General features: G+C 62.4%; 15 protein-coding genes. 4 read left to right on the top strand and 11 right to left on the bottom strand.

Annotation, left to right across the window (positions count from 1 at the left end; translation table 11 throughout):
* Window positions 1–176: 176 nt before the first annotated feature.
* Window positions 177–2,321: a TonB-dependent siderophore receptor gene (locus tag HU749_RS17185; protein ID WP_186650867.1), complete on the top strand. Its 2,145-nt coding sequence runs from the start codon at window positions 177–179 to the stop codon at window positions 2,319–2,321.
* Between the two features lie 66 nt (window positions 2,322–2,387).
* Here the strand turns inward: HU749_RS17185 and HU749_RS17180 are convergent, their stop codons facing one another.
* Together HU749_RS17180 and HU749_RS17175 are read right to left on the bottom strand one after the other, a co-directional pair.
* Window positions 2,388–3,122 (bottom strand): SDR family NAD(P)-dependent oxidoreductase, encoded by a 735-nt coding sequence (locus HU749_RS17180; protein WP_095961924.1) that lies wholly within the window; start codon window positions 3,120–3,122, stop codon window positions 2,388–2,390.
* Window positions 3,123–3,446: 324 nt separating this feature from the next.
* Window positions 3,447–3,653, bottom strand: coding sequence for a tautomerase family protein (locus tag HU749_RS17175; protein WP_003202537.1), 207 nt, complete (start codon window positions 3,651–3,653; stop codon window positions 3,447–3,449).
* Between the two features lie 128 nt (window positions 3,654–3,781).
* On the opposite strand from HU749_RS17175, the gene HU749_RS17170 reads away from it, so the two are divergent.
* Window positions 3,782–4,705, top strand: coding sequence for a LysR family transcriptional regulator (locus HU749_RS17170; RefSeq protein WP_095961923.1), 924 nt, complete (start codon window positions 3,782–3,784; stop codon window positions 4,703–4,705).
* 183 nt (window positions 4,706–4,888) lie between these two features.
* Here the strand turns inward: HU749_RS17170 and HU749_RS17165 are convergent, their stop codons facing one another.
* A complete protein-coding gene (locus HU749_RS17165; RefSeq protein ID WP_057452153.1) occupies window positions 4,889–5,323 on the bottom strand; it encodes a nuclear transport factor 2 family protein in 435 nt (144 codons plus the stop codon).
* Window positions 5,324–5,454: 131 nt separating this feature from the next.
* Window positions 5,455–6,351: a LysR family transcriptional regulator gene (locus HU749_RS17160; protein WP_057452151.1), complete on the bottom strand. Its 897-nt coding sequence runs from the start codon at window positions 6,349–6,351 to the stop codon at window positions 5,455–5,457.
* A gap of 125 nt (window positions 6,352–6,476) precedes the next feature.
* Between HU749_RS17160 and HU749_RS17155 the strand changes: the two genes are divergently transcribed.
* Both HU749_RS17155 and HU749_RS17150 read left to right on the top strand, forming a co-directional pair.
* Entirely contained in the window at window positions 6,477–7,751 is a 1,275-nt protein-coding gene (locus tag HU749_RS17155; protein ID WP_186650869.1) for a glucarate dehydratase family protein, read from the top strand.
* Between the two features lie 369 nt (window positions 7,752–8,120).
* Window positions 8,121–9,305 carry a porin gene (locus HU749_RS17150; protein WP_095961921.1) on the top strand — a complete coding sequence of 395 codons (1,185 nt, stop codon included), beginning with the start codon at window positions 8,121–8,123 and terminating at the stop codon, window positions 9,303–9,305.
* Between the two features lie 233 nt (window positions 9,306–9,538).
* Here the strand turns inward: HU749_RS17150 and HU749_RS17145 are convergent, their stop codons facing one another.
* The 7 genes from HU749_RS17145 to HU749_RS17115 are packed head-to-tail and all read right to left on the bottom strand — an operon-like array spanning window position 9,539 to window position 15,154.
* Window positions 9,539–11,035 carry a nitrite reductase gene (locus HU749_RS17145; protein WP_079304782.1) on the bottom strand — a complete coding sequence of 499 codons (1,497 nt, stop codon included), beginning with the start codon at window positions 11,033–11,035 and terminating at the stop codon, window positions 9,539–9,541.
* The gene (cobA, locus tag HU749_RS17140) at window positions 11,032–11,874 is read right to left on the bottom strand and encodes a uroporphyrinogen-III C-methyltransferase (protein WP_014339149.1); all 843 of its coding nucleotides are present in this window, start codon (window positions 11,872–11,874) and stop codon (window positions 11,032–11,034) included. The genes HU749_RS17145 and cobA overlap by 4 nt, the downstream gene beginning before the upstream one ends.
* Window positions 11,875–11,914: 40 nt before the next feature.
* Complete coding sequence (gene nirJ / locus HU749_RS17135) at window positions 11,915–13,093, bottom strand: heme d1 biosynthesis radical SAM protein NirJ (RefSeq protein WP_079304780.1); 1,179 nt, start codon at window positions 13,091–13,093, stop codon at window positions 11,915–11,917.
* A gap of 44 nt (window positions 13,094–13,137) precedes the next feature.
* Entirely contained in the window at window positions 13,138–13,776 is a 639-nt protein-coding gene (gene ahbB / locus HU749_RS17130; RefSeq protein WP_079304778.1) for a siroheme decarboxylase subunit beta, read from the bottom strand.
* Window positions 13,751–14,194: an Lrp/AsnC family transcriptional regulator gene (locus HU749_RS17125; protein WP_018613495.1), complete on the bottom strand. Its 444-nt coding sequence runs from the start codon at window positions 14,192–14,194 to the stop codon at window positions 13,751–13,753. Before HU749_RS17125 ends, ahbB (HU749_RS17130) begins: the two co-directional genes overlap by 26 nt.
* A complete protein-coding gene (gene ahbB / locus HU749_RS17120) occupies window positions 14,187–14,699 on the bottom strand; it encodes a siroheme decarboxylase subunit beta (RefSeq protein ID WP_046065824.1) in 513 nt (170 codons plus the stop codon). Before ahbB (HU749_RS17120) ends, HU749_RS17125 begins: the two co-directional genes overlap by 8 nt.
* Window positions 14,696–15,154 carry an Lrp/AsnC family transcriptional regulator gene (locus tag HU749_RS17115; protein WP_046065825.1) on the bottom strand — a complete coding sequence of 153 codons (459 nt, stop codon included), beginning with the start codon at window positions 15,152–15,154 and terminating at the stop codon, window positions 14,696–14,698. Before HU749_RS17115 ends, ahbB (HU749_RS17120) begins: the two co-directional genes overlap by 4 nt.

Raw genomic sequence — 15,154 nt, 5'->3', positions numbered from 1 at the left:
CCGCTGAAGATCCTGTGGGAGCAAAGCTTGCTCGCGATGACGGACTGACCGGTCACAAAAAACATCGACGCTAATGGGAATAGATATCAAACGACAATGAGTTACTGTATCTTTCGCGACACATTTTTGTCAGCCTCCCGATGTGGGTGGTTTGTTTCCATTAGGATTGTGCATCGATGCGTCGGATTCTCGTTTCACTGTGTGTGCTCCAGGCTTACTCCGTTTCCACCTGGGCAGAAGAGCCAATCCCTGCCAACCCGGCGACCCTTGAGCTGCAAGCCACGGATATCGTCGGCACTGCAGACTATGAATCAGCCCAGGGTCCGGTGAAGGGCTATCACGCCACCCGTTCGGCCAGCGCCACCCGTACCGACACGGCGATCCATGAAACCCCGCAATCCATTTCCGTGGTATCTCGCGACGTGGTCGAAGACCTCGGCGCCACGCGCCTGCAGGACGCCCTCGATTACGCTGGCGGGGTCGGCCGGGGCAACAACTTCGGCGGCCAGGGCCTGACGACTTTCACCGTACGCGGTTTCACCACCGGGGAGTTCTACCGCAACGGCTTCCCGATCAACCGTGGCTACCCGAACATGCCGGACGCCAACACCATCGAGCGGCTGGAGGTCCTGCGCGGCCCGGCCACCATGCTCTATGGCCGCGGCGACCCGGGCGGTACCTTCAACGTGGTGTCCAAACAACCATTGGCCGAGCGCACGGTGACCCTGGGCAGCCAGGTCAGCGACCAGGGGATGCGTCGCGGTACGCTGGACGCCTCCGGTCCGTTGGATGAAGAAGGGCGCCTGGCTTATCGCCTGAACGTGATCGGCGAGGGCGGCGACACGTTCCGCGACCACGTCGAGACCGAGCGTTACGGCATCGCGCCAGTGGTGACCTGGCAGGTCAACGACACCACGCGCCTGACCTTCGAAGGCGATTTCATGCGCAACAATGCGCCGCTGGACCGTGGCCTGACCCATTACGCCGGCCAGCGCGGCACCGCGTCGCGCGATACGTTCTTCGGCGAAAAAGACGCCGGCAAGCTGCACAATGACAACAACATGCTGCAGGTGCGTTTCGAGCACATGCTCAACGACGACTGGACCCTGGCCGGTGGTACCCAATGGCTCGACGGCACCTTGCAGGGCAATGCCGTGGAGGGCAACAGCATCGGCGCCGATGGGCGTACCCTGAGTCGCAACTTCAACTACCGCAAGCTGGAATGGACCGACCGCGACACCCAGCTTAACCTCACCGGGCATTTTTCCACCGGCGGGTTCGAGCACACGTTGCTGACAGGCATCGAGTATGAGGACTACGACTACCAGTCCATCATCCAGCGTTCCTCCGGTGCCGCCGGTGCCTACCCGATCGATATCTTCGACCCGGTGCATGGCCAGCCACGCCCGGCGTTGACGCGCACGCCCACAAATGACCAGGAAAATCTCAAGACGTTTGGTGTGTTCGTCCAGGATCAAGTGGCGCTGACTGAGCGCTTGAAGCTGTTGGCCGGGGCGCGTTTTGAGCGGTTCGAGCATCAGTACGAGAGTTTCGTCCCGCAGAACCCGCCCGGTAGCCGGAACTGGGACGTCACCGACAGCGCCGTCACCCCGCGCCTGGGTGTGATCTACGACCTGACCGACACCGTGGCGGTCTATGCCAATACCGCACGCTCGTTCAAACCCAACACCGGTGCCAGTCGCGAAGGTGGCGGGGGATTCAAGCCGGAAGAGGGCAAGTCCTACGAAATGGGTGTCAAGTGGGAAGCGCTGGATCGCCAGTTGAGCGTCGACGCAGCGATCTACCAGATTGAAAAGCGCAACGTCCTCACGCCCGATCCGCTTGATTCCACCTTCAACGTCGCTGCCGGGGAAGTGCGCAGCCGTGGCTTTGACTTGAACGTGGCGGGCAATTTGACGCCGCAATGGCGCGTGATTGGTGGCTATGCCTATGTAGATGCCGAAGTGACCAAGGACATCAACATCCCGTCCGGCACTCGTCTGCTCAACGTGCCCAAGAACTCCTTCAGCCTGTTGAACGTCTACGAGTTCCAGGACGGTGGCCTCAAGGGCCTCGGCCTTGGCGTAGGTGCCAAGTACGTCGATGAGCGGGCCGGCAATACCGCGGCCAGCACCTTTACCATGGACAGCTACACCGTCGTGGACCTGCTCGGTTACTACAAGGTCAACGAGCGGATCCGCCTCAACCTGGACCTGAAGAACCTGTTTGACGCCGACTACGAAGAGGGTGCATTCGGTGGCGTCTATGCCTACCCAGGCGCCCCGCGAACCGTGCAGGCCGGCATCTCCTACACGCTCTGAATCCCGTGCGTCATGAAAACCCCGAAGGCCTTGCCTTCGGGGTTTTTCTTTTTACCACTTGCCTCTTTACCACTTGCCTGTGCTCATCCCGCCGTCCACCGGCAGTATCGCGCCCGTCGTGAAATCGGCGCCCGCCAGGTACAACACGGCCTCGGCAATTTCCTCGATGGTGCCCACGCGACCGGCCGGGGCCAGGTTGTCGAGGAATTCGCGGTGAGCCGGGTCGTGCATGGGCGTGTCGATGATGCCGGGGGCGACTGCATTGACCTTGATGTTGTGGGGCGACAGTTCCAGGGCCAGGGCGCGGGTCATCTGGTTGACGCCGCCCTTGATCAACACCGGTAGTGCTGCCGGCACCTGGATGTTCGGTTGCAGGGCCACGGCGGCCGAAATGTTGATGATGAAGCCTTGCTGGCGCCCGATCATGTGTGCGGCAGCAGCCTGGCTGGCGTAGACCAGCCCCTTGAGGTTGGTGTCCAGCAGCGCGTCCAGGTCCTGGGGGCTGTATTCGACGAAGGGTTTTGGCAGGAAGAAACCGGCGTTGTTCACCAGCCCGTCAACGGCGCCAAACGCCGCGACGGCTTGGCTGATGAGGGCGGTTGAAGTGGCCGGGTCAGCGATGTCGCCGGCCACGCCGATGAAACCCGCCGGGTGGCCGAGCTCGGCGGCGGCAGCGTCAAGGCCGGACGGGGAGCGGGCATTGCCCACCACGTTATAACCCCGACCCAGGAACGCCTTGACCAGACCCAGGCCGATCCCGCTGGAAGCGCCGGTGATGATGACGGTTTTTTTGAGGCTCATGATTGACTCCTGATCACATTGAGTTGAACCGATGCGCCTGTGTTGGCGGTGGTTGAGTTCAGGGTATTGATGCGCCAGGGTTTGATAAATAAGGCTTCTGGTACTTGAGTTGATACGTCATGTAATCAATGGCCGGGGCCACACATACCCCGGTGGCCCCCTGTGGGAGCGAGCTTGCTCGCGATGGCGTCAGGCCAGTCGGTATTGATGCTGACTGACACACTGCTATCGCGAGCAAGCTCGCTCCCACAGGATTGTCAGGCAGTCCGGTTGGTAGGCAGAAAAAAGCCCGGTCAATCGGACCGGGCTCGGAAGGGTGGAGGGTTATTCCTTGGGAAGACTTCGATACTGCGTCGTCGTCATCCCCGCGTATCCCCAATTATCCGTGTCGACCTCCTCGATCACGATATGGGTCAAGTGTGGGTCCTTGCCCAGTACGCGCTGGAGGGTTTCGGTGATTTCGGAAATCACCTGGGCTTTCTGTTCACGGGTGACGCCGTCTCGGGTAATTCGCACATTGACGAAAGGCATGTTGCACTCCTGCTGCTGAGAAAGTGCGCAGGAAGAATCCCACGCCGTTGAGGGCCCACTGTATTTATATGCCGCAGACTGATAAACAGGCCTTTGGAAACTTCAGTTGATACGCGGTGTAATGAATCATGAAGCGTCATTTCGAAGACCTGCAGTTGGGCAGCATAGAACTGTTCTGCCTGGCGGCGGAGGCGGGCAGCTTCACGGCTGCGGCGCAGTTGGCGGGGGTTACCCCGGCGGCGGTGAGCCGCTCGATCTTTCGCCTGGAAGAGCGCCTGGGCTCACGGCTTTTCGTGCGCACCACCCGCAGCATTCGCCTGACCGAAGCCGGCAAGATCTATTTCGAGCAATGCCGCCAGGCGTTGACGCAACTGGTCGAGGCGCAACAGGAAATGATGGGCGCGCAATCGGTGCCGTCCGGGCAACTGCGTATCAGCCTGCCCACCACTTACGGTCATCACCGCATCCTGCCCTTGCTGCCGGCCTTTCGGGCGCTGTACCCGCAAGTGACTGTGGACCTGCACCTGAGCAATCGAAACATCGATTTCGTGGCCGAAGGTTATGACCTCGCCATCCGGGTGCGGGCCCAACCCGACTCGTCGATGATTGCCCGACTGCTGGAAGACGGGAAACTGGTGGTGGTCGCGTCTCCTGACTATCTGCGCAAGGCCGGCACGCCGCAGGTTCTTGAAGACCTGGACGACCACGAATGCATCCAGTTCGAATTGCCCAGTAGCGGGCGACGGATTTCCTGGTTGTTCAATGTCGAGGGCAAGGAAAAGGAGGTGTTCGGCGAAGGGGGCTATTGCTGTTCGGATGATGTTCTCGGCGGCGTGACGCTGGCCAAGCATGGCGCGGGCTTGTTCCAGACTTACAAATTCATCGTGGAACAGGAGCTGGCCAATGGGCAACTGGTGGAGGTGCTTGCGCCTTTCGCGGGGCGCTCACGGCCGTTCACCTTGCTCTATCCTCACGGCCGGTACGTACCGCAGCGGGTGCGTGCTTTTGTGGATTTCCTGTTGCAGTACCGGGAGCAGTGGGCCGGAGCCTGACGCAAGGCGCCAGGGCTGAAAAGGGCATCCCTGTGGCGAGGGAGCTTGCTCCCGCTGGGCTGCGTAGCGGCCCCTTTTTTGCGGCTGCTTCGCAACCGAGCGGGAGCAAGCTCCCTCGCCACAATGGATCACCCTAAGCTCAAATAATGCGCTTGCCGCAGAGATTCCCGGCCTGGCCCGCTATCAGAACCGAAACGCCTGACGACCGATCAGTAGCCACTTGCCATTCTTCTGCTTCTGCCAGATCTGGAAGTTCTCGATTTCCGTTGGCACCACTTCAGTACCCTTGAGCGCCTGCGCCGAGAAGTGGTTGCGCACCAGCGCCACATCACCGGACAAGGTGATTTTCTGGTTCTTCATTTCCAGGGTCTTGAATGCGCTCTTGCCCGTTTCGATGTCGGCGATGAAGGCTTTCTTGTCCTGGATGTTGCCGCTGGAGTGGCCGTAGGTCAGGTTTTCGGCGGCCAATGCCTGGAGTTGTGGGATGTCTTTGTGCAGCATGGCTTGGGTCAGGTGGTCGACGGCCTGGGCCACTTCCTGCTCGGCCGATGAAGTGGCTGCCGCTGCGTAGCCGCTGAACAAGCACAAGAAGCTGATGACCAATGTCGCTTTTTTCATGGGGATTTCCTTATTTTTGTAGGTATCGGGAACGCGAGCGAATGTTAGCTCGTCGGTCATCGTACAACCACTCGAAGAGAACTGGAATAGGCCCAAGGTTTTCACACGCTGCAGCTTTGGCGGTGCTGCCTTCAGAGTCCTTCCCGAACCGCCCCCCGAATCCCTTCCAGCAACATGGTGAACGCCGGGTTGTCGTTGTCCTCGCGCCACACCAGGTGCAATTCGCTCTGCACCCCTTCGCCCAGGTCGATCTCGCGAAACACCACCTGCTTGAACACCACGCTGCTGGCGCAACGCGGTACCAGTGCCAGGCCCATGCCGGCGTTGACCAGTGCCAGGATCGTCAGCGACGACCCCAGCCATTGCACGAACTGCGGCGCAACCCGGGCCGAGCGCAGCATGCCGGTGAGCAGTTCGTTGAAGGGCGGATAGGCGGCGTGGGAGTACATGAGGAACGGTTGGGCGTCCAGATCCTGGACGCTCACGGTCTCGGCGCTGGCCAGCGGATGTCCGGCAGGCACCGCCAGCACGAAGGGTTCGCGCACCAGACATTCGGTGGCATAGCCAGTTTCCAGCAGGGGCGAGCGGACGATGCCCAGGTCGATGCGCCGGGCTCGCAGGGCTTCGTGCTGCTGGTAGGTGTTCATCTCCGCCAGGACGATTTTGACCTGGGGCTGTTTCAGCCGGGCCTCGGCAATCACCTTGGGCAAGAACTCGTATACCGCGCTGCCGACGAAGCTGATGGTCACCGAACCGATGTCACCCTGGGCAAAACGCCGGGCGGCAATGGCGGCTTGTTGGGCCTGTTCCAGCAGGTTCTGCGCTTCGATGAAAAACGCCCGGCCGGCAGCAGTGAGCGCCACGCTGCGGGTGCTGCGGGTGAACAGTTCGACGCCCAGGTGGTGCTCTAGCAATTGGATCTGCCGGCTCAGCGGTGGCTGGGTCATGTTCAGACGTTCGGCGGCGCGACGGAAGTTGAGTTCGGTCGCCACGGTGGTGAAGCAGCGCAACTGGGCCAGTTCAAACATTGATTCAATCCAGGTATCAATCAAGTGCCAAGTTAGATTAGACGGGAACAATCCGCCGCGTCCATCATCGTCAACCCGCTGGAAAAAAACCAAGCCTTGACCCCTGGCCTATCAGGAGCCGCTGTATGAAGATCAAACGCGTCACCGTCACCCCCATTGCTTTTCGCGATCCACCTTTGCTCAACGCCAGCGGCATCCATGAACCGTTCGCGTTGCGCTCGATCATCGAGATCGAGAGCGACAACGGTTACATCGGCCTGGGGGAGAGCTACGGCGATGCGCCGGCCCTGGCGATCCAGCAGCAGTTGCAGAGCCAGTTGATCGGCCTGGATCCGTTCAACCTCAACCAGTTGCGGGCCATCGTCCAGGCGACCGTCGCCGCGCAGAAACCGGCCAGCGTTGCCGGTGCCGAACTGGCGCCGGGTTCCCACGCGAGCAAGGCGGTGAGCAATGCCTATTCGGCGTTCGAAGTGGCTTGCCTGGATTTGCAGGCCCATTACCTGAACGTGCCGCTGGTGGACCTGCTGGGCGGCGCGATTCGTGACGAGATTCCGTTCAGTGCGTATCTGTTTTTCAAGTACGCCGAGCACATCGACTCGCCGTACCCGCCCGACAGTTGGGGCGAGGCGCTCAACGAAGAGCAGATCGTTGCCCAGGCCCGGCGGATGATCCAGGACTATGGCTTCAAGAGCATCAAGCTCAAGGCCGGCGCCCTCGATCCGGAGCATGAAGTCGCCTGCATCAAGGCCCTGAAACGGGCGTTTCCCGGCTACCCGTTGCGCATCGATCCCAATGGCAACTGGTCCCTGGAAACCTCGATTCGCATGGCCGAGCTGCTGGGGGATGACCTGCAGTATTACGAAGACCCGACGCCGGGGCTTGAGGGCATGGCCGAGCTGCACAAACGCACGGGGCTGCCGCTGGCGACCAATATGGTGGTCACCGATTTCGATGAGTTTCGCCGCAGTGTGGCGCAGGACAGCGTGCAGATCGTGTTGGCCGACCACCATTACTGGGGCGGCCTGCGCGACACCCAGGCCTTGGCGAAAATGTGCAGCACCTTCGGCCTGGGCGTGTCGATGCATTCGAACTCGCACCTGGGCATCAGCCTCATGGCCATGGCCCACGTGGCGGCCGCGGTGCCGAACCTGGATTACGCCTGTGACACCCATTACCCGTGGCAGGAACCGGATGAAGAAGTGATCAAGGGCGGCAAGCTGCCGATTGTCGACGGTTGCGTGAAGATCACCCGGGCGCCTGGTCTTGGCCTGGAGTTGGACCGGGATCAACTGGGCAAGCTGCATGAGCAGTTCCTCAGTTGCGGCATCCGCCAGCGTGACGATGTGCGGCAGATGCAGCGTTACCGGCCGGAGTGGAAGACCGTCAAGCCGAGGTTCTGAGCCGAAGGCGAGGGGCCTGCTGCGCAGGCCAGCGGGAGCAAGCTCCCTCGCCACAAAAGCTGGATCTGACTTCAATTTTGAGTGTGGGTGCGACCCCTGTGGCGAGGGAGCTTGCTCCCGCTGGGCTGCGCAGCAGCCCCAAACCAGCCAACTCACTATGACTGCCCAATGGGTTGATCCCTCCCAAGCCACCTTGCGGCCCACACCCAAAGTACCGCACCCGCCAGCCTCGCCGTCTTACACCCAAACTGCCGCGCCAGGCCGGCGCTTCCAAAGCATCCGCCAAATGCCTCCAAGGCAGCGTATGACGCGCGCGGGCGCCTTTCGATAATCGCCTCCGACATCCCGTCCCCTGTTGCGGAGCGCGCCATGCACAACAATAAAAATACCCGCCAACGTTTTTTGCCTGCGGTCATCGTAGGTGTTTCGAGCCTGGGCCTGATGCCTTGGGCCAACGCCGAAATCATGCTGTACGACAAGGACCAGACCACGTTTTCCACCGATGGCTACGTCAACGCCTTTTACGTCAACAGCGACGTGGACCGCGCCGGTGAGCAGTACGACCGTCGGCAGGCGCGGGTCAAGATGGGTTTCTTGCCCAACTACCTGGGCTTCAACATGGGCAAGCAGGTCGATGACCTCAAGCTCGGTGCCCGGGCCTCGTTCTGGGTGACCATCAACGACAGTGAAACCAACGGCACCGACACCGCCATCGACGTGCGCCAGTTCTACGGCACCGTGGCGAACCCGGAGTGGGGTGAGGTGCTGATCGGCAAGGACTTCGGCCTGTTTGCCCGCTCCAACATCCTGCTGGACGAGTTGCTCGCCGGTTACGGCCAGGTCAGTGACACCCTGGGTTTGGTGGACGGCGGTGGCGTCTCGTTCGGTAACATCGGCAGCGGTTATCCGTACCCGTTCCCGACCTCGCAGATCACTTACCGCACGCCGGTGATGGAGGGCTTGCGCGTGGCGGTGGGGATCATGGACCCGGTGGACACCAACGACAACAGCGCCACGGGCAAGGCCTATCAGGAAAACCCGCGCACCGAGAGCGAGATCACCTACCAGTTCGACCTGGGGGGGGCGAAGATCTACAGCTGGCTCAACGGCAGCTACCAGACCTCGGACAACACCGACGCCACCGTTGAGTCGGTCACTTCCAAGGGCCTGGGGTATGGCGTGCAGGCCAAGATAGGCGGGTTGTCGCTGACCGGCTCGGGGTTCCAGGCCAAGGGCATCAACCCGTTCTTCACCAACAACGCCGGTGAAGCCACCCTGCGCAATGTCGACAGCAAGGGCTACCTGTTGCAGGGCTCCTACAAGCTGGGCAAGAACCGCCTGGCGTTGTCCTACGGCAAGACCGATGACGACGGCAACGGCGTGGTGGGCAGTGGCGCCGACTACGAAACCCGTGGCGTCGCGCTGTTCCACGACATCAACGACAACCTCAAGCTCGTGGCCGAGTACAACCAGTTCGAAATCAACGGCCACGATACCAGCGCCCAAAACGAAGACACCGACACCTTTGCGGTGGGGGCGGTGCTCACCTGGTAAGGGTGACTCCCTTCAACTGAGGCGTGTCAGGTCGACTTTTGGGGCTGCTGCGCAGCCCAGCGGGAGCAAGCTCCCTCGCCACAAGAGCAGTGTTCGATTTCATTTTTGAGTACGGGTGCAACCCTGTGGCGAGGGAGCTTGCTCCCGCTGGGGCGCGAAGCGGCCCTGAGACCTGACACCCTGGTGTCTCAGATCGATTGATATTGGGGGCTGCGCATCAGCCCCCCTTTTTTTCAGTGTGACGTCCCCTCGGCGAACTCGATCTTGTTGCCGACGTTGTATTTGCCCGAAGGCTTGTTCATGGGCAGGCGCTTGATTTCCTTGAGGGTGTTGCTGTCGTAGACGATCAGCGCGCCATCGGTATCCCAGATGCTCAGCAGCAGGTAGCGGCCGTCGCGCGTGAACTCGACGTGGGCGGCGGTTTTGCCGGGCATGGGTCGCAGGGTGTGGGCGATTTCCAGAGTCTGTTTGTCGATCAGGTGAATGGCATCGTTGTCCGGGCCGAAGAACACATCGGTCCAGGCGTAGCGGGAGTTGACGTGGCTGCGCAGGAAGAAACCCGGCCCCAGGGTGGGGATCTGCTTGATGACTTTCCAGGTGTCGAAGTCGATCACCGAAATCAGCCCCTTGCTGATGTTGGGCGTGGCGAACACCCAGTGCCCATCGCGTTTCCAATAGGTCCCCGAGCCCAGGTGCGGCATGCCCGGCAGCGCGATGTCGGTGACGATCCGCCCCGTGTCGAGGTCGATCACCTGGCCGCCCTGGGCCTTGCGCGAGGTGGCGAGCAACTGCCGGTAATCGGGCGAGAAGGAAAAATCATCGAGGTAATCCTCGGCCTCGATCCGCCTGGGCACGAAGTCCGGATTCGGGCCGGTGGACAGTTCCCAGACCTCTTTCACATCTTTCAAGGCGACGATGAAGCTGTTGCGCGGCGGCGCGGTATACACCGCACTGACCCGCGAAGCCTGGCCGTCCAGCCCCACCGTTGCAACGGTCTTGACCAGTGACAGGTCGCGGGCATCCAGCACCACCAGGTTGCCGGGCAGGGTGTTGCCCACCAGCACCCAGCGCCCGTCCTTGCTCACCGCCAGGTTGCGGGTATTGAGCCCGGCCCGCACCTCGGCGATGAGCGTGAGGTTGTGCAGGTCATACAGGCTGATCCAGCCGTCCCGGGAGGCGAAATAGACGAAGCGTCCATCCGGCGAAAACTTCGGCCCGCCATGCACCGCGAAATGTGAGGCGAAGCGCGCCAGGACCTCGAAGCGATCGCCGTCGACGATATCGACGTGATGATCGCCAGCCTCCACCACCACGAACAGGTTCAGCGGGTCGGCGTGGTGCTGGGGTTTATCGGGCAGGCTGGCGACATCCGCCAGCAGGCGATGGCTGCGGCGCGTGTCGTCCTCGCTCCAGGTCGGTTCGACGGCGGGTGAACGCTGGAGATAGTGGGTCAAGCCATCGATCTGCGCAGGCTCGAGCACCGCACCGAACGCCGCCATCTGGCTGGCCGGGCGGCCATTTTCGATCACCTGGCGTATTTCGTCGGGCTTGATCCGACTCAGGCTCTGGGGCAACAGCGCCGGCCCGGCAGCGCCGATGCGATTCACCCCGTGGCATTGCTGGCAGTGTTGCTGGTAGTTCTGTTCGGCCAACGTCAGGTCCGGTTCAGGCGCCGTGGCGCCGTGGACGGCACCGATCCACAGCAATGGGGCAAGCCAGCCGATTCTCATGAGGCCACCCTCGCGATACCTGGCTGGAGCGGTAGGGCCGGGTGCAGGCGGGCCGGATGCTCCAATACCTGATGGGCAAACAAGCCAACCACCTTGCCGATCACCGTCAAGGTTGGCAGGCCCTCGGCGCATGCCAGCGCCATCTGCGGCAATTGCTGGAGGGTGCCGCGCAGGACCTGCTGGTCGGGGCGCGTGCCGTTGCTGATCAGCGCCGCCGGCGTATCTGCCGCCAGGCCCGCCGCGATCAGTTGTGCGGCGATGGTGCCGAGGTTCGACAGACCCATGTAGAACACCAGGGTCTGGCTGTCATCCGCCAGGCTTTGCCAGGGCAGGTTCAAGTCGCCTTCGCGTTGCAAATGACCGGTGATGAAGCGACAGGAATTGACCAGGTCGCGATGGGTCAGGGGAATGCCGGCATAGGTGCTGCAACCAGCTGCGGCGGTGATGCCGGGCACCACTTGGCAATCGATGCCGCGGGCCAGCAGATACTCCAGCTCCTCGGCGCCGCGACCGAAGATGAACGGATCACCGCCCTTGAGTCGCACCACCCGCTGTCCCTGGTCGGCCAGCTCGGCCAGCAGTTCGTTGATCTGTGGCTGGGGCAGGCTGTGGCAACCGGCGGCCTTGCCGACGTAGTGCCGGGCGCAGGTCAGCGGGATCAGGCTGAGCAATTGCGAGCTGATCAAGCGGTCGTAGACCACCGCGTCGGCCTGCATCAACAGGCTCCAGGCGCGCAATGTCAGCAGGCCCGGGTCTCCGGGGCCGGCGCCGACCAGGGCGACTTCACCCGATCTGAAGGGCGATTGCAGGGCAGCGGGCAAAACGATGGAGGCAGGCATGGGACTTCCTTGGTTCGGTATCAGGTTCGCCGTCGGTTGATCAGGCGCAGGGCATCGCAACGCTGGGGATCGCGTGCAAGCCGATTTCTTCGTCGCTGAGGTGGCAGCCGGGGTCCTGGCCCCACAGGTCGCCGTCGGCCCAGGCGCGGGTGCGGGTATTGCCGTTGCAGATCGCCAGCCAGCGGCACTGTCCGCAGCGGCCGCCCACGGCCCGTGGGTGTTCGCGCAGTTTCAGCAGCAGGGCATCGGGTCGATCGAGCCAGAGTGTCTTGAATGGCGTCTGGCGGACATTGCCCACCGAGTGCTGCCACCAGTACGTATCGGGGTGAACCTCGCCGGTATTGTCGATGTTGGCGATGCCGCTGCCCGAGGCATTGCCGCCCCAGGCCCGCAGCATCTGCTCCAGTGCGGCGTAGTGTTGGGGCAGGTGCCGGGATACCCATTGCAGCAGCAGGATCGCGTCGGCGTCGTTGTTGCCGCTGACGAAGTCACTGTCGCGGCCTTGTTCGATGTCGCGCCAGGCTCGTTCGAAGATCAAGGTCATGGCCTCGCGGCTCATCTGCTGATGGGCATCGAGCTTGCGACTGCGCTTGCCCCGGCCACTGTAGTTGAGGTGCGACAGGTAGAATTTCTGTACGTCGTACTCATTCATCAAGTCCAGCAAACGCGGCAACTGGGCATGGTTTTGCTGGGTGAGGGTGGTGCGCAATCCGACCCGGATGCCTTGTTCGCGGCAGAGCCGGATGGCCGCCATGGAGCTGGCGAAACTGCCCTTGAGCTGACGGAATTCATCGTGGGTCGCTTCCAGGCCATCGATGCTGATGCCTACGTAATCGAAGTTCGCCGCCGCAATCTGTTCGATATTGGAAGCGTCGATCAGCGTGCCGTTGGTGGACAAGGCGAGGAAAAAACCTTTGTCGCGGGCATAGGCGCTGAGTTGGAACAGGTCCTCGCGCAACAGCGGTTCGCCGCCGGACAGGATCAGCACGCGCACGCCGGCATCGTGCAGGTCGTCGATGACCTGAAGCGCCGCCGGAGTGTCCAGTTCATCGCGAAACACGCTGTCGGCCGACGTTGCATAGCAGTGCTTGCAGGTCAGGTTGCAGCGCCTGAGCAGGTTCCAGATCACCACCGGCGGGCGGCTGCTGCCCGGTGGCGCGACACGTGGGGCGGGGCAATGCCCGGCCAGGGCTCGCAGGTAATGGCTGATCCTCAACATAAGGCGCTCCTTCGATTTCGATCGATGTCCGAGTTCAGCGCGGCTTATTCCCGCTTTGTGGGAGCAAGGTTTGGTGGGAGCAAGGCTTGCCCGCGATGAAGCTGATGCGGTCCTTCAGAAACCGAGGCGCCTGTTTCGCGAGCAAGCTTTGCTCCCACAGGTGTCAGGCGCAGGCCGGTTTTTTTCAGGATGCGGCTGCTCACCAGCATGTCGTCGGCGGCGCAGGCGTCCCCCAGCAGGTAGCGCAGGTGTTCGCGGTAGCTGTCGATTTCTTCGCGGCTGCGGCCATGGACCATGGCGAACAGGTTGTAGCGCCAGCCGGGCCGGCGCGGGCGCCGGTAGCAGTGGCTGACGAAGGGCTGCGCCCCCAGCAGGGCGCCGAGACGCGAGATGTCGGCATCGGCCACGTCCCAGACCGTCATGCCGTTGTGGCGATAACCCAGGCGATAGTGATTGGGCACGGCGGCAATGCGGCGGATCGCACCGTCGGCCTGCAAGCGCTTGAGCAGGTCGAGGGTGGATTCCACGCTCAGTTCCAGTTGTTCGGCCAGCCAGGCCCAGGGGTCTTCGAGCAAGGGCAGGCCGGCCTGGGTCAGTTCCACCAGGCGCAGCGCCAAGGGCGTTTCATCCAGCCGTGGCGGCGCTTGCCACAAAGACTCAGACGGGGAAATACAGGCCGACATGGTAGGTCTCCTCTTTGGGCAGGTTCAGCGGCACCAGGCCGGTCAGGTGTTCGATGTGCAGCAGGGTGTCGTTGATCGCCTGTTCGCTGGGGCAGGCGAGCACGAACCACATGTTCCAGGTGTGCTCGCGGCGGTAGTTGTGGGCGACCTCGGGCATGTCCGCGAGCAGCTCGGCGATGGCCTCGAAGCGCGGCTCGGGCACTGCCAGCGCCGCCAGGGTGAACGCACCGCCCAGGCGATCGATGTCGAACATCGGACCGAAGCGGGTGAGGACCCCGTCGTTGAGCAACTCATGCAGGCGATCGAGCAATTCGGTGCTGCTGCTGTCCAGTTCCTGGGCCAGGGCCTGCCAGGGATGACGGACCAGCGGCAGGCCCAGTTGCAGGCGATTGATCAGGCGGCGGTCGAGGTCATCCATCGCTACGGGCTCCGGCCGGGGCGGCGAAACGTCCGCCGCATTGCTTGAACAGGTGCGTGCTGAACAGCAACTGGTGGGGCAGGTCGTCCAGCTGGTGTTCTTCCAGCAACGCCTGGACCTGGGTCTCGACACGGTCACGCTGGCGACCGTGGATCATGCAGAACAGGTTGTATTGCCACTGGGGCAGGCGCCTGGGGCGTTGGTAGCAAAGGCTGATGCCCGGTGCTTGTCCGAGGCGTCGGCCGACTTCATCGACCAAGGCGTCCGGCACGTCCAGCACCAGCATGGCGTTGGCGGCAAACCCCAAGGCGCGATGGTTGACCACCAGGCCGACACGGCGGAACAACCCCTGTTCATGCCAATGCTGCACCTGCTCGAGTACCTGCGGCTCACTGGCCTCGATCTGCTCGGCCAGGGCCTGGAAGGGACGCGATGTCAGGGGCAGGCCGGTTTCCAGCAAACGGCGCAGCGCCAGTGACTGTTGTTCGCTCAGGGCGTTTTTCATGGGGTGGCCTCCAGGGCAAAGCCCAGGTCGATGCGGTAGGCGGTCAGCATGGGCAGGTCCAGTGGCGTGAGACCGGTGTCGTTCTCCAGTTCCTGGAGGATATTTTCCAGGTGGGCGCGGTTGGGGCCGGTCAGCACGAACCACAGGTTGTAGCGATGTTCGCGGGCATAGTTGTGATTGACTTCCGGGTATTGGCTGATGCGTGCGGCCACCTGGTGCAAGCGCTCTTCGGGCACGGCCAGGGCGGCCAGGGTGCTGGCCCCGGCCCGGGTGTGTTCGAACACCGGGCCGACCCGCGACAAGGTCCCGGCCACTTGCAGGTGTTGCAGGCAGTCGATGACCTGGGCTTCGCTGCAGCCCAAGGTCTCGGCCATGGCCCGATAGGGCTCGGCGCACAACGGCAGGCCATGCTGGAATTGATCGATCAGGCGCCGGGCCAGTGAGCTGGAAGTCAT

Origin of the sequence: Pseudomonas ogarae (genome assembly GCF_014268695.2) — a bacterium.
In the GTDB taxonomy this organism is placed as follows: domain Bacteria; phylum Pseudomonadota; class Gammaproteobacteria; order Pseudomonadales; family Pseudomonadaceae; genus Aquipseudomonas; species Aquipseudomonas kilonensis.
The sequence above is the reverse complement of the archived record's forward strand: the minus strand, read 5'-3'. Positions and strand labels throughout refer to the sequence as shown.